This window comes from Streptomyces sp. NRRL F-2580, from assembly GCF_000720115.1.
Taxonomy (GTDB): Bacteria; Actinomycetota; Actinomycetes; order Streptomycetales; family Streptomycetaceae; genus Streptomyces.
In genome coordinates this window covers 156,076-178,847 of record NZ_JOIR01000001.1, presented here as the reverse complement: position 1 = coordinate 178,847, position 22,772 = coordinate 156,076, and the positions used below count along the sequence as shown (strand labels likewise).

Below are 22,772 nucleotides of genomic sequence, written 5' to 3'. Positions count from 1 at the left end.
GACGGTCGCCGCCGCCCCACGGAAGGAGTCCCGCACCCATGTCCCCCGAGACCGGAACCCTGTCCGACAGCGCTGTGCTCGACAACCCGGTCTGGGCCGCATTGACCGGGACCCACCGCGCTTTCGCCGAGCTGGGGCCCACGGGTCTGGCCGGCCGGTACGCCTCGGACACGTCCCCCTTCGCGGCGCTCCGCGACCCGGAGGATCCCGCGGCGTGGGCGGACCTGGCCGCGCTGGTGGGGCCCGGTCAGGAGGTCTGGGTGACCGGGCTGCCGACCCCGCCGGCGGACTGGGAGACGCTGATGACGGTGCCGGGCGTTCAGCTGGACGGCCGGGGGGTACGGGCCGAGGCCGCGCCGGAGGCGGTCCCGCTGGGGCGCGGCGACGTACCGGAGATGCTGGAGCTGGTCGGACTGACCCGGCCGGGCCCGTTCCTGGACCGGACGGTCGAGCTGGGCACGTACCTCGGGATCCGCCACGGGGGCCGGCTCGTCGCGATGGCCGGGGAGCGGATGCGGCCGGCGGGCTGGTCGGAGATCAGCGCGGTGTGCACCCACCCGGACCACCGGGGCCGGGGCCTGGCCGGCCGGCTGACCCGTGCGGTCGCGGCGGCGGTCCGCGAGCGCGGGGACAACCCGTTCCTGCACGCGGCAGCGGCGAACACCGGCGCCGTCCGGCTCTACGAGTCGATGGGCTTCACGGTGCGCCGCCGCCCGGTCTTCCTCGGGCTGCGCACACCGGCCGCAGGGGCCTGATCCGGAAGCCGTCGGCGACGGCGGGTTTCAGTGGGCGGCGAGTGGTCACACGCGGGACAACCCACGGAAAGGAACTGCCATGACCGACGTCTCACGCCTGCCCGGCTCCGCGCACCACTTCTGGCAGTGGCAGTCCCGGGCGGCCTGCCGGGACCTGGGGTCCGGCCGGTTCTTCCACCCCGCCGGTGAGCGGGGCGAGGACCGCGAGGAGCGGGACGCCGCAGCGAAGCGGGTCTGCGCGGCCTGCCCGGTCCGGACGGCCTGCCTCGACCACGCCCTGCGCACCCGCGAGCCGTTCGGCGTCTGGGGCGGCCTGACGGAGGAGGAGCGCCACGCGCTCCTGGGCCCGGCGGGGATGACCTTGGCCGGGCGGGCCTAGGCCCCCGTCGGCCGGCCGGGCCTCCCCCACCCCGAGGGGGCCTACGCCGGTGCGCCGGAGGTGAAGCGGCGGAGCAGCGGGGAGAGGACGAGGACCGACTTGGTGCGCTCCACGAAGGGCTCGCCCGCGATGCGCTCCAGGACCCGTTCGAAGTGCCGCATGTCGGAGGCGAAGACCTGGACGAGGGCGTCCGCGTCGCCGGTGACGGTCGACGCGGACACCACCTCGGGGTATCTCTCCAGTCCTCGCCGGATGTCGTCCGGCGAGGTGTTGTGCCGACAGTAGATCTCGATGAAGCCCTCGGTCTCCCAGCCCATGGCGGCCGGGTCCACGCGCACGGTGAAGCCGGTGATGGCGCCTTCGGCGCGCAGCCGGTCCACCCGCCGCTTCACGGCGGGGGCGGAGAGCCCTACCTCGGAGCCGATGTCCGCGTAGGAGCGGCGGGCGTCCTCGGCGAGGGCGTGCACGATGCGTTCGTCGAGATCGTTCAGTCGCACGGGGGGTGAATCACTTCTGTTCAGCGGCCTCCTCGGCCGGGGCGGCCGGGGCGGCCACAGTGGCCAGGCTGGAGCGGCGCATGCCGTAGAAGAAGTAGATCACGAGCCCGACGGCCATCCAGCCACCGAAGACCAGCCAGGTGATTCCGGGCAGCTCCGTCATCAGGTAGGCGCAGAGGAGGAAGCCCACGATCGGGGTGACCGGGAAGAGCGCGACCTTGAAGGTGCGGTTCATCTCCGGGCGGGTCTTGCGCAGGATGATGACGGCCACGTTGACCAGCGCGAACGCGAAGAGCGTGCCGATGCTGGTGGCGTTCGCCAGTTCACCCAGCGGGATGAAGGCGGCGAGCAGTCCGCAGAAGAGGCAGACGATGATCGTGTTGACGCGGGGGGTGCCGGTCTTCGGGTCGACCTTGGCGAAGGCCTTGGGCATCAGGCCGTCGCGGGACATGGCGAAGAGGATGCGGGTCTGACCGTAGAGGACGGCGAAGACGACGCTCGCGATGGCGACGACGGCGCCCGCGGCGAGGATGACGCTCCAGAAGGAGTGTCCGGTGACGTTCTCCATGATCTGGGCCAGGGCGGCCTCGCTGCCCTCGAACTCCTGCCACGGCATGGCGCCGACGGCGACCAGGGCGACGAGGCAGTAGATCGCGGTGACGATGGCGAGCGAGAGCATGATCGCGCGCGGCAGGTCCTTCTTCGGGTTCTTGGCTTCCTCACCGGCGGTGGAGGCGGCGTCGAAGCCGATGTACGAGAAGAACAGCATGGAGGCGGCGGTGCTGATGGCGGTGACGCCGAGCGGGGCCAGCGGGGTGTAGTTGCCGGCCTTGATGCCCATGAAGCCGATGACGCAGAAGAGCACCAGCGTGACGATCTTGACGCCGACCATGATCGAGTTGATCCGGGCGCTCTCCTTGGCCCCGCGCAGCAGGAAGACCATGCAGAGCAGGACGACGACCAGGGCGGGCAGGTTGATGTAGCCGCCCTCGCCCAGCGGGGCGGAGAAGCCCTCGGGGATGGTGAAGCCGAGGGTCCCGTCGAGCAGCTCGTTGAGGTACTGGCCCCAGCCGACGGCGACGGCCGCGACCGAGACGCCGTACTCCAGGACGAGGCACCAGCCGCAGACCCAGGCTATGAGCTCGCCCATGGTGGCGTAGGCGTAGGAGTACGAGGAGCCCGAGACGGGGATGGAGCCCGCGAGCTCGGCGTAGGAGAGCGCCGAGAAGAGCGCGGTCAGGCCCGCGAGGATGAACGCGACGAAGACGGCCGGCCCGGCGATCGGGGTGGCCTCGCCGAGGACGACGAAGATGCCGGTGCCCAGGGTGGCGCCGATGCTGATCATGGTCAGCTGCCACATGGTGAGCGAGCGCCTGAGCGCGCCGCCCTCACCCTGGCCGCCCTCGGAGACCAGCTGCTCCACCGGCTTGCGGCGGAGCAGCGGGTTGACGGGCTTCGTGGCGAGCGGTGGCGCCTGGCCGTGGTCGAGCACGAGGGGACTCCTTGTCACTGCGGATCGGGGAGGTCGGGGATGAGGCGTCGACCGCGACGATCCGGAGCAGGACAGGGCCCGACGGGGGAAGGGCCTGAGCATGGGAGGACCGCCGAGCTGGCGATCCGCCACTCCACGTACAGCGAGTGAGCCTACGAGCTGAGTGATACCGCCCGTAATGCACCATCCTTGCACATTGGCGCACGATCGTTGCGCGGATCTGTCCGGGATGGTCCTTTGTTGCGTACGGATGATCGATCGCTGCGCAGCCCTCTCCGGACCCCCTTTCTTGACACCTCGTCAGGTGTGCCGCAGCGTGCCGCCTGGCGGCATTGGTGCGACCGGAGGCGATGGATCCGGGTACGAGCGGGGTACGGGTCGCCGAGACCACGGACACACGATCGGAGGCGGAGCGTGAGCAGACCGGGCGCGGACCAGCAGTGGCCGTGGCAGGATCCGCAGCCGTTCCTGCGCGGGGTCGCCTGGCTGGACAAGGGGCGCCCGGTGCGGGCCGACCCCGCGGACACCATGCGGCTGCCCTGGGACACCGGCGAGCGGTCCACCCTGCCCATAGGGGTCCGGCTGGAGTTCACCACCGAGACCGCGCATGCGGTGGAGGTCCGCTACCGGGCGACCGTGCCCGGCCCCACCGACGCCCTGCGCGACCTCGCGCACGGCTTCGCGCTCTGGGACCGGCACGGAGTGGTCGCCGAGGTGTTCACCGAACCGGCCGCGGAGGCCGTCGTACGGATCGGCCTGGGGGGCGGCACCGGCCCGTTCACCATCCATCCGCCCGAGACCCAGTCCCCGCTGATCCTCGGCCTGCGCGGGATCGGCGGCCCCCTCGCCCCGGCGCCGGCCGCCCCGCGCTGGGTCGTGCACGGCGACTCCATCACCGAGGGCTGGTGGTCCACCCGTCCCGCGCACGGCTGGCCCGCCGTCACCGGCCGGGCGCTCGGCTGGGACACCGTCAACCTCGGCTACGCGGGCGCGGCGCGCGGCGAACTCACCACCGCCGAGCAGCTCGCTGGCCTGCCCGCCGACGTCCTCACGCTCGCCTTCGGCACCAACTGCTGGTCCCGGATGCCCTTCTCCGCACCCCTGCTGTACGAGACCACGCGCGCCTTCCTCGACCTGGTCCGGCAGGGTCACCCGCGGACCCCGCTGCTGCTGGTCTCGCCGCTGCTGCGGCCCGACGCGGAGCGCACCCCGAACAAGCTCGGCGCCACCCTGGGCGCGCTGCGCGACGCGATGGAGCGCGCCACCCGGGACCGGATCGCCGCCGGGGACGACCGGCTCGCCGTTCTCCCGGGCCGGGACCTGCTCGGTCCCGAGCACCTGGAGGACGGGCTGCACCCCAACGACAGCGGACACCAGGTCCTCGGCCTCGCTGTGGCCACGGCCCTGCGGCGCGCCGGGTTCGGCCCGGGGTGAGTGAAACAGCCCACACGAGCTCCCTTGAACAGATCCCTGCCATCAGGGCGTGTCCTGAGCACAGTTGCCGCCGCCGGGGGCGACGGCACGACAGACACCACACGTGGGAGAGATCAAGATGGGCATCAAGCGCGGAACCACCCTTGCAGCCGTCGCGATGGCGGTCGTCCTGGCGGCGACCGCATGCGGTCCGTCGGACGACAAGGCGGCCGACAGCGCCCAGCCGGCCGGCGCCGCCTCCCAGGCCCCCGCCGCGGACGGGGGGTACGGAGCCCCCGCCGCGGACGCGGGGTCGGGATCGGGCGCCAAGGCCGCCGGGCAGCTGGCGATCGCCAACAACGACCAGCTGGGCGCGGTCCTCACCGACAGCGCCGGCCTCACCCTCTACCGCTTCGACAAGGACACGGCCAAGCCGCCGAAGTCGAACTGCGACGGGGACTGCGAGAAGACCTGGCCGGTGGTCGCCGCGGGCGACGCCACCGCCGCGGCGGGCATGGACCCCTCGCTCCTCGGCGAGGTCGTGCGCAGCGACGGCAGCAAGCAGCTGACGGTGGCCGGCTGGCCCGCGTACCGCTTCAACAAGGACACCAAGGCGGGCGACTTCAACGGTCAGGGCGTCGGCGGGGTGTGGTTCGCGTTGGCCTCCGACGGCAAGAAGGCGGCGAAGGCGGCGGCGCCCGCGGCCGGCGGGGCCGAGGCGGGTGCGGCCGTCGGGGCCGAGGCGGGTGCGGCCGAGGCGGACGCCGCGCTCACCGTGGCGAAGGACCCCAAGCTGGGCGACCACATCGTCGACGGCAAGGGCATGACCGTCTACCGGTTCAAGCCGGACACCGCGTGGCCGATGGTCTCCAAGTGCGTCGGCGACTGCCTGGCCAAGTGGCCGGTCGTCCCCCCGGTGGCCCAGGGCAACGCCAAGGGCATCGTCGAGAAGAACTACCTGGTCCTCGACCGCCCGGACGGCAAGAAGCAGCAGACCGTCAACTGCTGGCCCGTCTACACCTTCACCGGCGACAAGAAGCCCGGCGACATCAACGGCCAGGGCGTGGGCGGCACCTGGTACGCCGTCGCCCCCGACGGCAAGCTCATCACCGTCCAATAGTCCCGGGACAGTAGCTCGGGGACGGTCCGGGGACGGCAAGTCCGGGACACCTCCGAGCCCCCTCCAGGCCCCCCACCACGGTCGCGCGGCCCCTGCCTCCATCCCCCGGGGCGGGGGTCGCGCCCCGTTCCGCCGCGGCGCGCCGGTACCTAGACTCGGCGGCATGCTGCGCGTACTTGCCGTCGACGACGAGAAGCCGCTCCTGGAGGAACTCCTCTACCTGCTGCGCTCGGACCCCCGCGTGCTCAGCGCGGAGGGCGCCTCGGACGCCACCGAGGCCCTGCGCCGGGTCACCCGGGCGCTGGAGTCCGGACCGGACGGGGCCGACGCCATCGACGTGGTGTTCCTCGACATCCACATGGCCGGGCTGACCGGTCTGGACATCGCCCGGCTGCTCGCCGGGTTCGCGCAGCCGCCGCTGATCGTGTTCGTCACCGCCCACGAGGGCTTCGCCGTACAGGCCTTCGACCTGAAGGCCGTGGACTACGTGCTCAAGCCGGTGCGCCCGCAGCGGCTGGCCGAGGCCGTCCGGCGGGCCTGCGCGCAGCTGGGCCGCGCCGAGGAGGTACCGCCCCCCGCCGAGCCGGCGGCGAGCCCGTCGGCCCCGGCGCCACCGCACCGCCCGGCCCCCGAGGTCACGGTCGCCGACCGCGCACCGGAGCAGATCGCGGTCGAACTGGGCGGAGTCACCCGCTTCGTGGCGATCGCCGACATCGCCTACGTCGAGGCGCAGGGCGACTACGCCCGCCTGCACACCGACGAGGGCAGCCACCTGGTGCGGATCCCCGTGTCCACGCTGGAGGAGCGCTGGGCGGCGCGCGGGTTCGTACGGATCCACCGCCGCCATCTGGTGGCGCTGTCCCGGATCGACGAGATCCGGCTGGACGCGGGCACGACCAGTGTCCGGGTGGGTTCGGCGGAGCTCCAGGTCAGCCGCCGGCACGCACGGGAGCTGCGGGATCTTCTGATGCGGCACGCCACTGGCTGAAAGCGGCCGCCGCCGGGGGCCGTCCGGCGCGCCCGTCCACCGGTCGGCGACCGTCCGGCGCGCGCGGGTGCCGTTCGTCGCGCGGGGAGGGACGTACGGCGATCCGCCGGAGCCGTCGGCCGCACCGCCGGCGTGAACGGTCCGCCACTGCCATCGCCCCTGCGTATCGTGGATCTTCCGGCGCGGGAGGAGCGAGATGTCCGAGATCCAGGCGCTGGTCGACGCCCTGAGCGGACTGCCCCGCACCCCGCCCGCCGGGCCCGCCGAGGCGGAGGCCCTGCTGGCCCGGCTGCGCAGTGCGGCCGCCCGCTGGGCCGACATCCTCTACGAGGCCCGTGAGGGCGTCCGCGAGCAGGTGCCGCCGCGCGCGGAGGCCGCCCTGACGCTGGCCTTCCGGCGCGCGGAGGAGTCGTACGTGGAGCTGGAGATCGCCCTGCGGGACTGCGCCGAGCACCGCGACCCCGCGGTCTGATCCACCAGCGGCGCGGGGTCCCCGGCGGACCGCCCGGCGGAGCCCCCGGCAGCGCCGCCGCAGGGCCGGATCGTGCCTGTCGCCGGGTCCGGGCTCGTGCATAGACTCCGGTCTCCACCCCCTCCGCCGAAGGACCGCCCGGTGAACCAGACGTACGCGCTGACCGCGGTCGCCGTCGTCGTGGTGGTCACCGTCCTGGTCGGCGCGCTGGGCCTGCGCATATCCCGGACCACCTCCGACTTCTACGTGGCCTCGCGCACGGTGGGGCCCCGGCTCAACGCGGCGGCCATCAGCGGGGAGTACCTCTCGGCCGCGTCCTTCCTCGGGGTGGCGGGGCTGGTGCTCCTCCAGGGGCCCGCGATGCTCTGGTACCCGGTGGGCTACACGGCCGGGTACGTGGTGCTGCTCGCGCTGGTCGCGGCCCCGCTGCGACGTTCCGGCGCGTACACGCTGCCCGACTTCGCCGAGGCCCGGCTGGAGTCGCAGGCGGTGCGCCGGATCGCGGTGCTGTTCGTGGTCGGGGTGGGCTGGCTGTACCTGCTGCCGCAGCTGCAGGGCGCCGGGCTGACGCTGGAGATCCTGACCGGGGCCCCGCACTGGGTCGGCGGGCTGGTCGTGGCCTTCGTGGTGAGCGCGGCGGTGGCCGCCGGCGGGATGCGCAGCATCACCTTCGTCCAGGCCTTCCAGTACTGGCTCAAGCTCACCGCGCTGCTGGTCCCGGCCTTCTTCCTGATGGCCGCCTGGGCGGGGGACGGGGCGCCGCGGGCCACCTTCGACGCACCGGCGGCCTTCCGGGAGCACACCTCGGTGACCCTCGCGGAGGACGTGCGGCTGTCCCTGGACGAGCCGCTGACGGTCACGGTGACCGGGCAGGTGGACGGACGCGGCTACGTGGCCGTCCCGCTGACCCTGGCCCCCGGCGGGCATTCCGTACGGGCGCACGCGCGGCTGGAGTTCGCCCCGGACACGCCCGTCCCGGACACCCGCGCGGAAGCCGGCCTCGGGGTGTCCAGCTGGTCGGAGCCGCTGTCCGGGGACCGCCCGGAGCACCGGCTGTACGCCACCTACGGGCTGATCCTGGCCACCTTCCTCGGCACGATGGGCCTGCCCCATGTGGCGGTGCGCTTCTACACCAGCCCCAACGGGCGGGCCGCCCGGCGCACCACGCTGGTCGTGCTCGGGCTGGTCGGCTCCTTCTACCTGCTGCCGCCGGTGTACGGGGCACTGGGCCGGATCTACGCCCCCGAACTCGCTCTGACCGGCGACGCGGACGCGGCGGTGCTGGTGCTGCCCGAGCGGATGCTCGGCGGACTGCTCGGCGAGCTGCTGGGGGCGCTGCTGGCCGGGGGTGCCTTCGCGGCGTTCCTGTCGACGGCTTCGGGACTGACGATGGCGGTGGCCGGGGTGCTGCACCAGGACGTGCTGCCGGCGCGCGGGGTGCGCAGCTTCCGTTCGGCGGTGCTCGTGGCGATCCTCGTGCCGCTGGGCGGGAGCGTCGCGGCAACCGACGTCCCGGTGGCGGACGCGGTGGGGCTGGCCTTCGCCGTGTCGGCCTCCTCGTTCTGTCCGCTGCTGGTTCTGGGCATCTGGTGGCGCGGGCTGACCCCGCCCGGGGCGGTGGCCGGGCTGGTCACCGGTGGCGGGGCGGCCCTGAGCGCGGTGCTGGCGACCCGGACGGGGCTGGCCCCGGCGGGCTGGCCGCACACGCTGCTGGCGTGGCCGGCGGTGTGGTCGGTGCCGCTCGGGTTCCTGACGATGGTCGCGGTGTCGCTGGCCACCCGCTCGCGGATCCCGGCGGGGACGGCGGCCACGCTGGCCCGGCTGCACCTGCCGGAGAACGTGGCCGTGGACCGGGCGTGGGCCTCCTCCCCCCGGCGGAGCGAGGGGGCGGGTCCGCGGTGACGGCGCTGTGCCCGGCCATGCTGGCCGTGCTGGTGGTGGCGGCTGCGGTCCTGCTGCTGGGCGCGGGCTGGGCGGCGGGCCGCCGGCAGGCCCGGCGCGGCGAGCGGGCGGCCGGGCTGGACCTCGGGACGCCGGTGGAGCGGGCCACCTTCCACACCCTGCACACGGCTTCGCTGGCCGCTCCCCCGCTGCGCGCCGGGCTGACCGAGGACGCCGCCCGCAAGGCCGCCCGGCGGCTGCGCTCGCTGCTGGGCACGGAGGCGCTGTGCCTCACGGACCGGGAGTCGGTGCTGGCCTGGGACGGGCCGGGCGCCGACCACCACGAGCGGCGGGCGATGGCCCGGGTGGCGGTGACGCTGGAGTCGGGGCGCAGCCAGAGCGTGCGGACAGGGTGCCAGCGGCCCGACTGTCCGCTGAAGTGGGCGGTGGTGGCCCCGCTCACCGGTGAGGACGGGATGCTGGGCGCGCTGGTGGCGTACGGGTCGCGGGAGTCGGCGGTGCTGGTGCGGGCCGCCACGGAGGTCGCGCGGTGGGTGTCCGTACAGCTGGAGCTGTCCGAGCTGGACCGTTCGCGGACCCGGCTGATGGAGGCGGAGATCAAGGCGCTGCGGGCGCAGATATCCCCGCACTTCATCTTCAACTCGCTGGCCGCGATCGCCTCGTTCGTACGGACCGATCCGGAGCACGCCCGGGAGCTGCTGCTGGAGTTCGCGGACTTCACCCGGTACTCCTTCCGCCGGCACGGCGACTTCACCACGCTGGCCGAGGAGTTGCGCTCCGTCCAGCAGTACCTGGCGCTGGCGGGCGCCCGGTTCGGTGACCGGCTGAAGGTGACGTTGCAGGTGGCGCCGGAGGTGCTGCCGGTGGCGCTGCCGTTCCTGTGCCTGCAGCCCCTGGTGGAGAACGCCGTCAAGCACGGGCTGGAGGACTCCACCGAGGAGTGCCGGATCACCATCACCGCGCAGGACGCGGGCGCGGAGGCGGTGATCACCGTCGAGGACAACGGGGTGGGGATGGATCCGGCCCTGCTGCGCCGGATCCTGGCCGGGGAGTGCAACGGTTCCTCCTCCGGCATCGGGCTGCCCAATGTCGACGAGCGGATCCGGCAGGTGTACGGGGACGAGTACGGGCCGGTGATCGAGACGGGCGTCGGCGCAGGCATGAAGGTCACCATCCGCATTCCCAAATACCGTGCGGGCGTGCACAGTTCACCGTCCGGACACCATCCCCCACGCCCCTGAGCACCCGATCCCGTGTCATCCGGGGAGGGGCGCGACGTGACCGGCGGGGCACCCCCCGCGGTGACTGCGGAAGGGATCGCCGACGTGCGGGTCGGGCGAGAGCAGCTTCGTGACGAGCTGTGGCGGTGGGTGCGCGGGGGCGCCGAGGGTGGTGGGGGCTTCCTGGTCATGGAGGGCGAGCCCGGCGCGGGCCGGACCGACTTCGTACGGGACGCCCTGACGCGGGCGGCGGCCCTGGGCTGCCGCGTGCGGTACGCGGCGGCAGCCGCCCCCGGGTCGAAGTGCCGCTGCACGCGGCCCTGGACTGCCTGCACCCCCGCGGCCCGGACCGAGCGGCGGCCGTCGCCCTCCTGCGGGAGGCGCAGGAGGCGGCGCGGCCGGGCGGCGCCCTGCTGGCCGCCATGGACCTGCTGACGGCCGCCGTCGAGGAGTGGTGCGCACAGCGGCCGCTGCTGCTGGTGCTGGACGACGCCCAGTGGGCGGACGCGGCCAGCCTGCTGCTGTGGCGGCGCCTGGCCGACCAGGCGGTGGCGGGCCGGCTGCCGCTGCTGCTGGCCGCGACCCGGCGGCCGTTGCCCACGCGGCCCGAGCTGGAGGAGCTGTGCTCGACCCCGGGCGGGCGCGCGTTCCGGCTGGAGCCGCTGTCCGGGGCGGAGGCCGCCGGGCTGGTCCGGGACCTGCTGGGCGCGGAGCCCGGGCCCCGGCTGCGGGAGGCCGCCGAGCAGGCCGGCGGCAACCCGCGGCTGCTGCGGGAGCTGCTCGCGCACTGGTCCGGGCTCGTCCGCGTCGACGGGGACCGCGCGGAACTCCTCGCGCCCGAGGATGAGTTGCCGCCACCGCCCGCCTCGCTGACCCGCGAGCCGGGCCGGCTCTCCGCACCGGCGCGCACCCTCCTGCGGCACGCGGCGCTGCTGGGTCCTGCCTTCACCGCGCGCGAACTGGCCCTCGTACGGGGCGGGGCGGCCCGCGAGCTGCTCGCGGAGCTGGAGGAGCCGGTGGCGGCCGGGCTGCTGACAGACACCGGCGGCTCCCTGCGCTTTCGCCACCCGGCGCTGCGGCTGGCGTTGTACGCCGAGACCCCCGGGGCCCTGCGCGCCGCCCTGCACCAGGACGCCGCGCGGGCCTTCGCCGACGCGGGCCTGGATCCGGCCCGGACCGCCGGACAGCTGGTGCGCGGCGGCCGGCTGGCCCCGTGGGCGGTGCGCTGGCTGGCGGACTCGGCGCCGGCGCTGATCGCCGGGGCGCCGGGCGCGGCGGCCGAGCTGCTGGAGCGGGCCATCGCACAGGGCGACCCGCGGAAGCGGGAGACCCGCGACGCGCTGGAGGAGCGGCTGGCGGACGCGGCGCTGATGCTGCGCCGCCCCGGGGCGGTGGACCTCCTCGGCGCGCTCCGCGCCCGGACCACGGACCCGGACCGGCGGGCCGCGGTGGACTTCAAACGGGTCTCCGCGCTGATGATCCAGGGCGACATGGCCCGCTCCCTGGCGGTCACCGAGCGGTCTTGAAGCCCCGCCGGCGATTGGGGCTCGGGGGCCGCGGGCAGGCCCCCCGGGTACGGGCGTGGCCCCCGGGCCGCCCGTGGTGGACGGGCCCGGGGGCCACGGACGACATACGGCCTAGCTCCAGCTGGCGTGCAGCGGCTTGCCCTCGGCGTAGCCGGCCGCGGACTGGATGCCGACGACCGCCTTCTCCTCGAACTCCGCCAGCGAGCCCGCCCCGGCGTACGTGCACGAGGAGCGGACACCGGCGATGATCGAGTCGATCAGGTCCTCGACGCCCGGACGCGCCGGGTCGAGGAACATCCGCGAGGTGGAGATGCCCTCCTCGAACAGGCCCTTGCGGGCACGGTCGTAGGCCGACTCCTCGCTCGTGCGGTTCTGCACCGCACGCGCCGAGGCCATGCCGAACGACTCCTTGTAGAGGCGGCCGTCGGCGGACTGCTGGAGGTCGCCCGGGGACTCGTACGTACCGGCGAACCAGGAGCCGATCATCACATTGGACGCACCGGCGGCCAGCGCCATCGCCACGTCGCGCGGGTGACGGACGCCGCCGTCGGCCCAGACGTGCTTGCCGTGCTTCTTCGCCTCGGCCGCGCACTCCAGCACTGCGGAGAACTGCGGGCGGCCCACGCCGGTCATCATGCGGGTGGTGCACATGGCGCCGGGGCCCACACCGACCTTGATGATGTCGGCGCCGGCGTCGATGAGGTCCTTGACGCCTTCGGCGGCGACGATGTTGCCGGCCACGATCGGGACCTGCGGGTCCAGCGCGCGGACGGCCTTGATCGCGTTGATCATCGATTCCTGGTGGCCGTGCGCCGTGTCGATGACGAGCGTGTCCACGCCCGCGTCGAGCAGCTGCTTGGCCTTGGCCACGAAGTCGCCGTTGATGCCGACGGCGGCCGCGATGCGCAGCTTGCCGTTGGCGTCGGTCGCCGGGGTGTACAGGGTGGCGCGCAGGGCGCCCTTGCGGGTGAGGATGCCGACGAGCTTGCCGTCCTTGTCGACGGCCGGGGCCAGCTTGCGGTGGCCGGCGTCGAGCCTGTTGAAGGCCTCGCGGGGGTCGATGTCGGCGTCGAGGAGGAGCAGCTCCTTCGACATGACCTCGGAGAGCTGGGTGAAGCGGTCGACACCGGTCAGGTCGTGCTCGGTGACGACGCCCACCGGGCGGCCCTCGCCGTCGACGACGACACCGGCGCCGTGGGCGCGCTTGGGCAGCAGGGACAGCGCGTCGGCGACCGTCTGGGTGGGTGCCAGCGTGATCGGGGTGTCGAGCACGTGGTGGCGGGTCTTCACCCAGGAGATGACGTCGGTGACGATCTCGATCGGGATGTCCTGCGGGATGACGACGATGCCGCCGCGGCGGGCGACGGTCTCGGCCATCCGGCGGCCCGCGATGGCGGTCATGTTCGCCACGACCAGCGGAATGGTGGTGCCGGTGCCGTCGGGCGAGGAGAGGTCCACGCCCTGGCGGGAACCGACCGCGGAGCGGCTCGGAACCATGAACACATCGTCGTACGTCAGGTCGTACGGCGGCTTCGAGTCATTGAGGAAACGCACGTGCTGAACATCCCAGTCGATCGGAGGTACCCCGACGGGTCAGCCGAGGAAACGCACGTACTTCATTCTCCCACGACCTGGCGTTCACACGGTCCGGGCCGATCGTCCAGGACATACCGGGCCCCGTCGTTCTTTCCTACGGGACCATGGTCCCGGCCGGCCTGGACGACCCCTCCAGCCGTCTGTCGCGTTCGGCGTGGGTGCGTGTCTGCGTTGGGCATCCGCGACTTCGAGGGCCGCTCCTTCCGCGGCTGGCACCACCACGCCACCCTCGCGAGCGTGGCCCACGCCGCCAGACTGCTCGGCACCCGGCCCCAGCTCCCCGACGGATACCCCGCGCCCGCCCGCCCCGCCGTCACCCGGCCGGCCGCCCCCGCGGCCCGGCCCCGCCCCGGCCCGGCCGGCGACCCCGGCCGTACTGCCGCCGCGCCCGTACCTCCCCGGCCAGACCCCGCGCCGCGAGTACATCCGCTGATGCTTGACATAGCCGACGAGCTACGCGCGTGGTGTGCCGCGCGGCGGGAATTCGCGCTGGCCACCGTGGTGGCGGTCAGCGGGAGCGCCCCGCGCGGCCCCGGCGCCTCCCTCGCCGTCGACGACCGGGGCACCGCCCTCGGCTCGATCTCCGGGGGCTGCGTGGAATCCGCCGCGCACGAGCTGTGCCTCGACGCGATCGCCTCCGGTGAAGGCGGCCTGCACCGCTTCGGCTACAGCGACGACGACGCCTTCGCGGTGGGCCTGACCTGCGGGGGAGTCCTGGACGTGCTGGTCACCCCGGTGCGCGGACTCGACCCCGTGCGGCCCGTGCTCGGCTCGGTGCTCGACGCCGCCGCGGTGGGGAGCCGCGCCGCGCTCGCCCGGGTGGTCTCCGGCCCGCCCCGCCAGCTCGGCCGGGCGCTCGCCGTCCACGCCGACGGCTCCTACGAGGGCGGGCTCGCCGGCGGCCCCGCCCTGGACCGGGCCGCCGCCGGGCGGGTACGGGCCCTGCTGCTGGCCGGGCGCACCGGCACCGGCGAGGACAAGGAGGTCCCGGCCCGGTTCATGTTCACGTTCATCGGCGCCCGCCCGCACACCGACTGGCTCGCCGGCGTCGTGGACCGGGACGAGTACGGCTTCGTCCTCACCGGCTCGGACCTGATCGCGAACGGTGGGGAACTCCCGGCCGAGTGGAGCCTGGAGCGGGCCCCCTACCCGCTGGAGACGAGCGTCCCCGGCGTCTTCGCGGCGGGCGACGTCCGCGCCCACTCGGTCAAGCGGGTCGCCTCGGGCGTGGGCGAGGGCGCGATGGCCGTCTCCCTGATCCACCGCTACCGCTCGATGGGCTGAGAGCGAACGTCCGAGCCCTTGCGATCAAGAAGGTATCGGATGCAACGTTGATTACATGATTACAGCTGAACAGAGCGAACAGCTCCGCGCGTGGTTCGCCGAGCGCCTGCCGGTGGACGTCTACGAGTCCCTCCTCTCGGTCACGGCCGACCGCGAGGAGATCACGGTCGTCGGCGTCATACCGGCGACCGAGTCGGTCAAGGAGTTCCGCGAACGCACCCGCGAACAGCGCATCGAGGTGGCCCGCGAGGCCGAGTCCCTCTACCGCCGCAAGGTCGCCTGGGGCGTACGGGTGGGTGAGGAGACGACGCTCTTCACCCACCTCGCCGTCCCGGTGATGACCCGCCTGCGCCAGTCCGAACGCCAGGTCCTCGACACCCTGGTCGCCGGCGGGGTCGCCCGCAGCCGGGCCGACGCCCTGGCCTGGTGCGTCCGCCTCGTCGGACGCAACACCGACACCTGGCTGACGGAACTGCGCGACTCCCTGGACAAGGTCCGCCAGGTCCGTGAGCAGGGCCCGGACGTCTCCGGCGAGACCGACTCCAGGAAGTCCGGGTCCGAATGACCGATCGGCCCCACTCCGGCGCATGATCGCGTAAGGCTGGCCGAGACCACCACCCAGGGAGAGGCACTCACCCATGACCACCACCGTCGAATACATCCGCTACCGGATCGCATTGGACGACCAGCCGGCCTTCGAGGACGCGTACGCCCGAGCCGCCGAGGCCCTGGCCGCGTCACCCGAGTGCATCGACTACGAACTGGCCCGGTGCGAGGAGGAGAAGGAGCGCTACATCCTGCGCATCCGCTGGACCTCGATCGAGGCCCACCTGGGCGGATTCCGCAAGGGCGAGCACTTCCCGGCGTTCTTCAGCGCGATCCGTCCGTACGTGACGGCCATCGAGGAGATGCAGCACTACCTCGTGACGGGCGTCGTGGGCACGGGAAAGGCCGCCGGATAGCCATGAGCACCACACCCACCATCTACGAGTGGATGGGCGGCGCGGAGGCGATGAACCGTCTCACCGACGCCTTCTACGCCCACGCGCTGCAGGACGAGATCCTGGCCCCGGTCTTCGCCGGCATGGACTCGGAGCACCCGCAGCACGTCGCGATCTGGCTGTCGGAGGTCTTCGGCGGCCCGTCGGACTACACCGCCCACCACGGCGGCCACCGGCACATGGCCACCAAGCACCTGGGCCGCGGGATCACCGAGAAGCAACGCCGCCGCTGGGTGGACCTGCTGATGGACACGGCCGACGAGGTCGGCCTCCCGACGGACCCGGAGTTCCGCGGGGTCTTCGCCTACTACATCGAGTGGGGCACCCGCATGGCCCTGATCTACTCGGGCCCCAACCCACCCCCGGTGGACGCGGCCAAGATCCCGGTCTGGTCCTGGGGCCAGACCCCACCGTGGATCCCGAAGACGGACTGAGCACACCTGAACGAGAAGGAACCGGGGCTCCGCCCGATCCAGCCCCTCCGGCGTTCGAGGCGCGGAGCCCCGATCCTTCAGCCCCGCCGGCGCTTAGGGCCCGGCATCCGCCGAGCCCCGGCAGCCGGGCCGGCCTCGGCCTCGGCCTCGGCCAGCAGCACGGTGAGCCCCGGCCCACCCTCCTGCTCCCGCCAGAAGTCCACGGCCTCCTCCAGCACCTCCACCAACGTCTCCCACTCGCCGGGCCGCGCGGCGGCATAGCCACGCCACGAGGTCACCGCCACCAGCCGCCCCGCGGCTTGCGGCAGCCACGACAGGTCCCGCATCGCGTCGGCCAACGCGTCCCAGTTCCCGCCGACCCACTCCGGCAGCCGCAGCGCGACCCCGCACCGCCGCATCAGCTCCGCCTTGCCCAGTACGCCGTCCAGGTCCAGCCGTACGGTCGTCCAGCCGGCGGCATCGGCCGCCGCGAGCGCGGGGGCGAGCGGCTGCGGGTCCAGGCTCATCGGAGAACCGCCTTGAAGGTGTCGTAGTGGTCGTCCGTGTAGAAGAACTCCCCACCCTCACCCGTCACGATCCGCCGGGCCCCGCGGTCCCGCTCCCCGGGCGTCCGCACCGTGAACTCGTGGTAGTAGCCGCGCTTCTGCCGGGGCAGGGCCTTCTCGAAGTTCCCGAAGACGGTGCCGTCCTGCCGGTACGGATACGGCCCGCCCTTGTCGATGAGCGCGAGCACGTCCCGGGCCTGCTGCGGCAGCGCGTCGGCCCGTACGGTGGCCATCCCCTTCGCCCACGCGGGAGCGGTACTACTGCCGGGACCGACCCCGCGGGCACTGGCGCTGGCGCTGGCCGCGGCGGGCGCGGGCTTCTGCCCGCCACAGCCCACCGCGCCGACCAGCGCGGCACAGAGGAACACGGCCCCAAGCAAACGCAGCAACGATCGGGGCACGTTCCGAAAGATCATGCACCGATCGTGCCAAATATCCGATTCGCTCGCGAATCGCCCGGTGGCCTCAGAGTGCGGCCATCTTGGTGTAGGGACTCAGGATTCGCTTCTGGACCGAACCGAAGTCAACGAGAACAGCGATCCCCTCCTCGATTCCGACGACACGGCCGAGGCCGTGCTCATCGTGAGTGACCCGGTCGCCGACGTTGAACTGCCGGATGGGCTGTTCCACGGGGGCCTTGAACGGGCTGGACGGCAAATGGCGGCGAGGTACTGCTGACTTTGTCATTGGAACCAGTATGCGCCCAGCAGGCCGCCGCGCGGTCCGCCGTTCGGATCTCAATTCCGGCACCATCCGCGCCGGCCGCCGCGACGAAGCGCCGATCCGCCGCTACAGGTCGTCGGGATCGGCCCGCTCCAGCGCGGGCCGCAGTCCGGGGGCCGACTCGGTCAGCAGGTAGTCGGCCACCGCCGTGTCCGTGACCAGGCTGGTCACCAGCCCGGACCGGAGCACCGCCCCGATCGCGGAGGCCTTGCGCAGCCCGCCCGCGATGGCCACGACCTCCGGGATCCGCCGCAGCCGGTCCGCCTCGACGGTGATGCACCGCTCGCCGAGGTCCCGGCCGACCCGCCGACCCTCGGAGTCGAACAGGTGCGCGGACATCTCGGCCGCGACGCCGAGCGAGGCGTAGTGGGCCCGCTCCTCGTCGGTCAGCATGTCGTGGACGGTGGAGATGCCCGTCTCCCACGACCCGATGGAGACGGCCGCGACCGTCACCTTGTCGAAGTACTCGAAGGCGCGCGCGATCCCGGTCTGGCTGCGCAGCGCGGCCGCCGTCGCCGGGTCGGGCAGCAGCATCGGCGCGTAGATCGGGTGCGCGTCGCCCCCCGAGACCTGGGCGGCCCTGCGCACGGCCTCGACCGAACCGCGCTCGGCGGTCCCCGCGTCGTAGACGCCGGTCAGCTGGACCACGGTGCACTGCGGCAGCCGGTGCAGGGAGGCGGCCATGTGAATGGTCGACCGCCCCCACGCCAGGCCCAGTACGTCGCCCTCGTTGACCAGTTCGCCCAGCAGATCGGCGGCGACCGCGCCCAGGTTCTCCGGGTCGGGCGCGTCCTCGGTGGCGTCGGCGGGCGACTCCACCACGACGGCGTGCCGGAGCCCGTACCGGGCCCTGAGCGCGTCCGAACGCTCCGCGTCGAGTTCGGCCGGTACCCGGATCTCGATCCGTACGAGGTCACGCTCCAGGGCGGTCTCCAGGACCCGGGCCACCTTGAAGCGGCTCACGCCGAACTCCTCGGCGATCTGGATCTTGGATTTGCCCTCGAGGTAGAAACGGCGCGCCATGGCCGCCGCCTGCACCAGCTCCGCGGGTCCCATCCGCAGGGCTGACCGTCCCGCCGACATTGCAGACACCGCGTTCTCCTCACTGCTGTTCACACTCTCGTGTTCACACTCTCGACTCGCCGTTCATCCTGTCAGATCCGACGGCCGTTGATCAGCCTGGACAGCTCCCGTTCACCGAGCTGTTCATCAACCCTTGGCTCAGTGGTCGCAAGCCCACGGCGCCGCGGCGATCGCCGCACCCGCCTGCTCACGCAGCGTGCGTACGGCGGCGGCCGGATCGACCGCGCCGTAGACCGCGCTGCCCGCCACGAACACGTCGGCGCCGGCCTCGGCACAGCGTTCGATGGTCGAGGCCGAGACCCCGCCGTCGACCTGCAGCCACAGCTCCAGGCCGTGCTTGGAGATCAGCTCCCGGGTCCGGCGGATCTTGGGGAGCATGATGTCGAGAAAGGGCTGGCCGCCGAAGCCGGGCTCGACCGTCATGATCAGCAGCATGTCGAGCTCGGGGAGGATGTCCTCGTACTGTTCGATGGGCGTCGCGGGCTTGAGCGCCATCGACGCCCGCGCCCCCTTGGCCCGGATCTCCCGCGCGAGGCGCACGGGCGCCGCCGCGGCCTCGGCGTGGAAGGTGACCGAACCCGCACCGGCCTCCACGTACTGCGGGGCCCAGCGGTCCGGGTTCTCGATCATCAGGTGGAGGTCCAGCGGAATGTCCGTGGCCCGGCTCAGGGACTCCACGACGGGCATGCCGAGGGTGAGGTTCGGGACGAAATGGTTGTCCATGACGTCGACATGCAGCCAGTCGGCCCCCTCGACGGCCCTCGCCTCCTCGGCGAGTCGGGCGAAGTCGGCGGACAGGATGCTGGGATAAATCTGCGCGGCCATGCCCCAAGCCTGCCATGCCTACGGCCGGTTCCGGCCACGACCCCGCAAGTCAGGACGAGCGTAGCAACGCTTAACCCATCCCGGAGGATGCTTCACCCGCCCTTAAGGGCCGGCGGGACCGGAACCCGGTCCCGCCGGCTGTCACGCGTCGGCGGAGGCCGGACCGTTGGCGGGTGTCGTCACCGCGACGCGCACCGCTCCGGTGGTCGAGGTCGCGACCTGCGCGACCGTGCGGTCTCCGGGGTGGCCGGCGACGACGGCCGGGGTGCCCTCGACCGTCGGTACCCGGCGCACGGTCCACCCCGCGCTCTGGAAGAACGTCTGCGCGCGCGCGACGGCGGCCACCCTCTCGCCCTCCGGCAGCGGCTCGGTCGACCAGGTGTGGTGGACCGAGGCGCCCGACTCGTCCCGGACCGTGCTGAGGCCTTCCCCGGGCTGCGTGGGCGCCGATCCAGCCTGCAGCGCGTCGTAGATCCGGCTGGAGTGGGCGAGGGCCCGGCGCGTGGCGGGATCGTCGGGCGACGGGGCCTCGTACGCGGCGGGACCGGCCGGGGCCGCCCCCGAGGCCTTGGTCTTGCCCGGCGGGAGGAAGCAGGGCGAGATCACCTTGAGGGTCGCTAGGCCCTCGCCCTTGGCGCGGTCCAGAACCCCGGTGATCCCTTCCATCCAGAAGTCGTCCGGCTCCGTACGCATGCTCACCCAGGGGAAGGGGCCCGACATGTCCTCCTCGTTCGACGAGTTGTACTTGTAGCCCTGCTTCAGCCAGGCGTCCCGCGCCTGCAGCACCAGGTTCTTGGCCTCGGACCCCGGAACACCGGTGAGCTTGTAGAAGAGGGTGACCTGCAGTCGGTCGTCCGGGCCGTGATCGTCCCTGGCGATGCAGGGGCCGACGGTCGCGGGGCCGAAACGCTCCAGCGTCGGCTGGGGCGACATGACGTCCACCGCCTGGTGGATGATCTCTTCCGCCCGGTCGGTCGCTTGCTGCTCGTTCATCGTGACCTGCTTCGCCGTCTCTCCGTCGTCTTCCTGTGTCCCGCACGCGGTCACCGTGACCGTCAAGGCGAGCAGTGCAGCAGCTGAGAATGCCTTGCGTGGATTCACGGCTGTCCTCCTGTGACGATCCTTGCCAGGCTTCTGAGGGGCTTGTCGTCCCAGTACTGGGAGTGCGCCGGCATCATTTCCCAGTCCTCGAGCGGCCACTTGCCGTCGGGGACCTCGAAGACCTGGCCCCCGAAGTCATCGCTGGTCGGGTCGGTTCCGTGGACGATCGTGTGGTCGTCGAAGGAGTCCCACCAAGCCTTCGGGCTGAGCGGGTCCCGGGCCGTCGGCGGGGCGAGGTTGATGAGGTCGTGGTCGGACGTGGCCGCGAAGACCCGGTCCGGTGGGATGTTCAGGTCCTTCGCGTGGTCCACTCCCACGCCCGGACTGCCCACCATGATGGCGTTGTCGACCGGCAGGTCGATGTGCATGCTCATCGTCTCGCCCACCACCAGGGACCCGTAGCTGTGCCCGAGGAGCGTCTGGTTCACGCCGCCCTCGCGGTGGTTGGCTTCCTCGATCCCCTGGATGAAGTTGCCGAGCGGCTCCTTGGCGTTGTCCGCCCACCTGGTCTCCGTCGCATCGGTCGCGATGCCCTGCGGGGCGTCGTAACCGAGCCAGACGATCGAGGCCGTCTTCCGGGAGCCGTCGGTGGCTTCCGCTTGTGCCTGGAGACGCTCGGCCCGGCCGATGTCCCCGTCGATGGACTTCAGCTCGGCGAACGTCCCGGGCACGTACGTCACCACGTTGTCGGCGGTGTCCGGATTTCCGATGGAGACGATGGCGCGCCCCATGTCCTTGCCGTCGAAGCCGAGGAGATAGGGGCGGCTGCTCTCGCTCGTGTAGGTGTCGAATCGTTTCTGTATGGCGTCCATGCCCTTGGTGCCGTCCTCGATCTCCTTCCTCTTCTCCTCCCACTTCTTCCACTCGTCCGTCGGGACCATCGCGCCCTTCACCTCACGGCCCGTGATGGGGCTGATGTAGGGCTTGTAGTGCTCCGGCTCCTTCTTGAGCCAGGCGTCGTACTCCACCTGCTTGGCGCCGCGCTGTTCCGCGAGGACGATGCGGTTCGCGTCGTCGCGTACGGCGGAAGGGAGGCCGTCGAGCGCTCCGATGCTCGCGGGGTGCATGGAGACGTAGGCCTCGCGCTGTTCCTCGGTGAGGCCCTTCCACCAGTTGGCGTTGTCCTGGGGCCAGTCGTTCTTGGGCGGTGGCTTGATCGTGTGGAGGTACCCGTCGGCCGCCCCGCGCACGCCGTCCGTGTCCGACGTGACGTCCTTCCAGTCGCTGCCGGACACGGTCAGGTCGTCGTCGGCCTTGAGGGCCCGTATCTTCGGCTCCCACTTGGCGTCCGCGTCCGTGGCTTCCTTGAGCGCGTCGGCGATGCGGTTCGCGTACCCCATCGCCTTGCCGTAGTTCGGGTTCGGGTGGATGTTCGCCGCCTGGCGTTCCAGGGCGTCGGAGGTCTCGTTCCCTCCCGCGCTCCCGGTCACGGTGCCGCCCTCCGTGGCCTTCTCTGCGCCCGGCTTCTGTCCGGCGGGGAACGCGACCGAGCCGTCGTCGTTCACCTTGCAGCCGTCCGCCTGTGCGTCGGCGATCGCCGCCTCCAGCTTCCGCTTGGCGGCCGCCATGTCGTAAGCGAACCCGTTGAGCGCGGTGCTGATCACACCGCATTCGGTCTGCGCGTAGTGGAAGTTCTTCACCAGGGCCTGGAGCTGTTTCTGCGCGGCGTCCGCCGCCTCGCCCTTCAGCGACTTGCGCATGCCCGTGGCGACCGTGTTCTCGATGTGCTCCCTGGCCGCCTGGGCCGAGTTGCCGAGGGTGCGGTAGCCGTCGGCCGCTTCCTCGAACTCGGACGGCTTGAAGGCCTTGAGGGTGGCGTAGTCCATCGCGCCGTCACCGACCCTTGGCCTGGCCGCCGACGGCGTCCGTGTCCGCGTACGTGTGGTTCAGCCTGTCCATCTCCGCCTGGACGCCCTCGTCGGTCGTCAGCACGTCGCGGCCCACCTGGTCCAGGACACCCTGGAGCGCGCCGCACCGCTCGCTGACGCTCTCGGCGTACTTCTTCCAGGAGTCGTAGACGTCCTTGTGCGCGGCCGCGCTCAGACACCCGGCGGTCGAGCCGATGCCGGTCTGCCCGTTCTCTAGCTTGGTGAGCGCGGTGCCGAGGGTCGGGCGGAGGGAGCCCACGCCCTCGGCGGCCGTGGTCCACGCCTTCTTGCTGGACTGGAGGCCTCCCGTCACGGCGCTCGGGCCGCCGGTGCCGGGATCGGAGGGCACATGGTTGAGCCTCATGCCCACGTGCCCCTCGCCCTCACCGGCCTTGATCTGTTCCCACTCGTCCCACGCCATGCGCGCAGCCCCCGTTGTCCCGTTGATCACACCAGCCGGGAACACTACATCGCACCGAGGCACGGCTCATGAGTACCCGTACCTAGGCGCCCGCCCCTCTCGGGGGTCGGGGAATCGGGGCCCGGCG

General features: G+C 72.6%; 23 protein-coding genes and 1 pseudogene. 13 read left to right on the top strand and 11 right to left on the bottom strand.

The genetic code is table 11. The features are described 5' to 3' along the window. Window positions 1-38 precede the first annotated feature (38 nt). A complete protein-coding gene (locus IF88_RS0100895; protein ID WP_051836226.1) occupies window positions 39-755 on the top strand; it encodes a GNAT family N-acetyltransferase in 717 nt (238 codons plus the stop codon). A gap of 79 nt (window positions 756-834) precedes the next feature. Next, window positions 835-1,134 carry a WhiB family transcriptional regulator gene (locus IF88_RS0100890; RefSeq protein ID WP_030706408.1) on the top strand — a complete coding sequence of 100 codons (300 nt, stop codon included), beginning with the start codon at window positions 835-837 and terminating at the stop codon, window positions 1,132-1,134. A 41-nt stretch (window positions 1,135-1,175) separates the two neighbouring features. Here IF88_RS0100890 and IF88_RS0100885 read toward each other — a convergent pair whose 3' ends face one another. After that, complete coding sequence (locus IF88_RS0100885) at window positions 1,176-1,631, bottom strand: Lrp/AsnC family transcriptional regulator (protein WP_007262967.1); 456 nt, start codon at window positions 1,629-1,631, stop codon at window positions 1,176-1,178. 10 nt (window positions 1,632-1,641) lie between these two features. Next, window positions 1,642-3,123: an amino acid permease gene (locus tag IF88_RS0100880; protein ID WP_030706405.1), complete on the bottom strand. Its 1,482-nt coding sequence runs from the start codon at window positions 3,121-3,123 to the stop codon at window positions 1,642-1,644. Window positions 3,124-3,537: 414 nt separating this feature from the next. Here IF88_RS0100880 and IF88_RS0100875 point away from each other — a divergent pair, with 414 nt between their 5' ends. From IF88_RS0100875 to IF88_RS0100845, 7 genes are all read left to right on the top strand, one after another. Continuing rightward, entirely contained in the window at window positions 3,538-4,557 is a 1,020-nt protein-coding gene (locus IF88_RS0100875; protein ID WP_030706403.1) for a GDSL-type esterase/lipase family protein, read from the top strand. Between the two features lie 118 nt (window positions 4,558-4,675). After that, window positions 4,676-5,656 carry an SCO0930 family lipoprotein gene (locus tag IF88_RS0100870; protein WP_030706401.1) on the top strand — a complete coding sequence of 327 codons (981 nt, stop codon included), beginning with the start codon at window positions 4,676-4,678 and terminating at the stop codon, window positions 5,654-5,656. 163 nt (window positions 5,657-5,819) lie between these two features. Beyond that, entirely contained in the window at window positions 5,820-6,644 is an 825-nt protein-coding gene (locus tag IF88_RS0100865; RefSeq protein WP_030706394.1) for a LytR/AlgR family response regulator transcription factor, read from the top strand. Between the two features lie 196 nt (window positions 6,645-6,840). Continuing rightward, window positions 6,841-7,116 carry a hypothetical protein gene (locus IF88_RS0100860; RefSeq protein ID WP_030706393.1) on the top strand — a complete coding sequence of 92 codons (276 nt, stop codon included), beginning with the start codon at window positions 6,841-6,843 and terminating at the stop codon, window positions 7,114-7,116. Window positions 7,117-7,257: 141 nt separating this feature from the next. Beyond that, the gene (locus IF88_RS0100855) at window positions 7,258-9,018 is read left to right on the top strand and encodes a cation acetate symporter (RefSeq protein WP_030706392.1); all 1,761 of its coding nucleotides are present in this window, start codon (window positions 7,258-7,260) and stop codon (window positions 9,016-9,018) included. A 17-nt stretch (window positions 9,019-9,035) separates the two neighbouring features. Further along, on the top strand, window positions 9,036-10,259 hold the full coding sequence (locus IF88_RS0100850) for a histidine kinase (RefSeq protein WP_030706389.1): 1,224 nt from the start codon (window positions 9,036-9,038) through the stop codon (window positions 10,257-10,259). Between the two features lie 281 nt (window positions 10,260-10,540). Further along, window positions 10,541-11,764, top strand: a complete 1,224-nt coding sequence (locus IF88_RS0100845; RefSeq protein ID WP_030706387.1) for a hypothetical protein — start codon at window positions 10,541-10,543, stop codon at window positions 11,762-11,764. A 111-nt stretch (window positions 11,765-11,875) separates the two neighbouring features. Here the strand turns inward: IF88_RS0100845 and IF88_RS0100840 are convergent, their stop codons facing one another. Next, entirely contained in the window at window positions 11,876-13,318 is a 1,443-nt protein-coding gene (locus tag IF88_RS0100840) for a GuaB1 family IMP dehydrogenase-related protein (protein WP_030706385.1), read from the bottom strand. A 474-nt stretch (window positions 13,319-13,792) separates the two neighbouring features. Between IF88_RS0100840 and IF88_RS47565 the strand changes: the two are divergent. The 4 genes and pseudogenes from IF88_RS47565 to IF88_RS49265 all read left to right on the top strand — a co-directional run. Then, window positions 13,793-14,326: pseudogene (locus tag IF88_RS47565) on the top strand (XdhC family protein); the annotation flags it as partial. Between the two features lie 373 nt (window positions 14,327-14,699). Continuing rightward, window positions 14,700-15,209, top strand: a complete 510-nt coding sequence (locus IF88_RS0100830) for a hypothetical protein (protein WP_030706381.1) — start codon at window positions 14,700-14,702, stop codon at window positions 15,207-15,209. Window positions 15,210-15,282: 73 nt separating this feature from the next. Then, window positions 15,283-15,606, top strand: coding sequence for a putative quinol monooxygenase (locus IF88_RS49270; protein WP_030706380.1), 324 nt, complete (start codon window positions 15,283-15,285; stop codon window positions 15,604-15,606). A 2-nt stretch (window positions 15,607-15,608) separates the two neighbouring features. After that, window positions 15,609-16,079, top strand: coding sequence for a group II truncated hemoglobin (locus IF88_RS49265; RefSeq protein WP_030706378.1), 471 nt, complete (start codon window positions 15,609-15,611; stop codon window positions 16,077-16,079). Window positions 16,080-16,156: 77 nt separating this feature from the next. On the opposite strand, the gene IF88_RS0100815 is transcribed toward IF88_RS49265, so the two are convergent. The 8 genes from IF88_RS0100815 to IF88_RS0100780 all read right to left on the bottom strand — a co-directional run bounded on the left by IF88_RS0100815 (window position 16,157) and on the right by IF88_RS0100780 (window position 22,645). Continuing rightward, entirely contained in the window at window positions 16,157-16,585 is a 429-nt protein-coding gene (locus IF88_RS0100815; protein WP_078892618.1) for a barstar family protein, read from the bottom strand. Beyond that, window positions 16,582-17,040, bottom strand: a complete 459-nt coding sequence (locus IF88_RS0100810) for a ribonuclease domain-containing protein (RefSeq protein WP_030706376.1) — start codon at window positions 17,038-17,040, stop codon at window positions 16,582-16,584. The genes IF88_RS0100815 and IF88_RS0100810 overlap by 4 nt, the downstream gene beginning before the upstream one ends. 49 nt (window positions 17,041-17,089) lie before the next feature. Further along, window positions 17,090-17,311, bottom strand: coding sequence for a CarD family transcriptional regulator (locus tag IF88_RS0100805; protein WP_030012151.1), 222 nt, complete (start codon window positions 17,309-17,311; stop codon window positions 17,090-17,092). 102 nt (window positions 17,312-17,413) lie between these two features. Continuing rightward, window positions 17,414-18,463 carry a sugar-binding transcriptional regulator gene (locus IF88_RS0100800; protein WP_199808010.1) on the bottom strand — a complete coding sequence of 350 codons (1,050 nt, stop codon included), beginning with the start codon at window positions 18,461-18,463 and terminating at the stop codon, window positions 17,414-17,416. A 105-nt stretch (window positions 18,464-18,568) separates the two neighbouring features. Further along, complete coding sequence (rpe, locus tag IF88_RS0100795; RefSeq protein ID WP_030706368.1) at window positions 18,569-19,255, bottom strand: ribulose-phosphate 3-epimerase; 687 nt, start codon at window positions 19,253-19,255, stop codon at window positions 18,569-18,571. 141 nt (window positions 19,256-19,396) lie between these two features. After that, window positions 19,397-20,248, bottom strand: coding sequence for a hypothetical protein (locus IF88_RS39890; RefSeq protein WP_234323401.1), 852 nt, complete (start codon window positions 20,246-20,248; stop codon window positions 19,397-19,399). A gap of 104 nt (window positions 20,249-20,352) precedes the next feature. Next, on the bottom strand, window positions 20,353-22,182 hold the full coding sequence (locus IF88_RS0100785) for an alpha/beta hydrolase (protein ID WP_037805400.1): 1,830 nt from the start codon (window positions 22,180-22,182) through the stop codon (window positions 20,353-20,355). Between the two features lie 7 nt (window positions 22,183-22,189). After that, window positions 22,190-22,645: a hypothetical protein gene (locus tag IF88_RS0100780; RefSeq protein WP_030706362.1), complete on the bottom strand. Its 456-nt coding sequence runs from the start codon at window positions 22,643-22,645 to the stop codon at window positions 22,190-22,192. Between the last annotated feature and the right edge of the window lie 127 nt (window positions 22,646-22,772).

Coding starts and splice junctions, on each gene's coding strand:
- IF88_RS0100895 (WP_051836226.1), top strand. CDS start 39: ATGTCCCCCGAGACCGGAACCCTGTCCGACAGCGCTGTGCTCGACAAC.
- IF88_RS0100890 (WP_030706408.1), top strand. CDS start 835: ATGACCGACGTCTCACGCCTGCCCGGCTCCGCGCACCACTTCTGGCAG.
- IF88_RS0100870 (WP_030706401.1), top strand. CDS start 4,676: ATGGGCATCAAGCGCGGAACCACCCTTGCAGCCGTCGCGATGGCGGTC.
- IF88_RS0100865 (WP_030706394.1), top strand. CDS start 5,820: ATGCTGCGCGTACTTGCCGTCGACGACGAGAAGCCGCTCCTGGAGGAA.
- IF88_RS0100860 (WP_030706393.1), top strand. CDS start 6,841: ATGTCCGAGATCCAGGCGCTGGTCGACGCCCTGAGCGGACTGCCCCGC.
- IF88_RS0100850 (WP_030706389.1), top strand. CDS start 9,036: ATGCTGGCCGTGCTGGTGGTGGCGGCTGCGGTCCTGCTGCTGGGCGCG.
- IF88_RS0100830 (WP_030706381.1), top strand. CDS start 14,700: ATGATTACAGCTGAACAGAGCGAACAGCTCCGCGCGTGGTTCGCCGAG.
- IF88_RS49270 (WP_030706380.1), top strand. CDS start 15,283: ATGACCACCACCGTCGAATACATCCGCTACCGGATCGCATTGGACGAC.
- IF88_RS49265 (WP_030706378.1), top strand. CDS start 15,609: ATGAGCACCACACCCACCATCTACGAGTGGATGGGCGGCGCGGAGGCG.
- IF88_RS0100815 (WP_078892618.1), bottom strand. CDS start 16,585: ATGAGCCTGGACCCGCAGCCGCTCGCCCCCGCGCTCGCGGCGGCCGAT.
- IF88_RS0100810 (WP_030706376.1), bottom strand. CDS start 17,040: ATGATCTTTCGGAACGTGCCCCGATCGTTGCTGCGTTTGCTTGGGGCC.
- IF88_RS0100805 (WP_030012151.1), bottom strand. CDS start 17,311: ATGACAAAGTCAGCAGTACCTCGCCGCCATTTGCCGTCCAGCCCGTTC.
- rpe (WP_030706368.1), bottom strand. CDS start 19,255: ATGGCCGCGCAGATTTATCCCAGCATCCTGTCCGCCGACTTCGCCCGA.
- IF88_RS39890 (WP_234323401.1), bottom strand. CDS start 20,248: ATGAACGAGCAGCAAGCGACCGACCGGGCGGAAGAGATCATCCACCAG.
- IF88_RS0100785 (WP_037805400.1), bottom strand. CDS start 22,182: ATGGACTACGCCACCCTCAAGGCCTTCAAGCCGTCCGAGTTCGAGGAA.
- IF88_RS0100780 (WP_030706362.1), bottom strand. CDS start 22,645: ATGGCGTGGGACGAGTGGGAACAGATCAAGGCCGGTGAGGGCGAGGGG.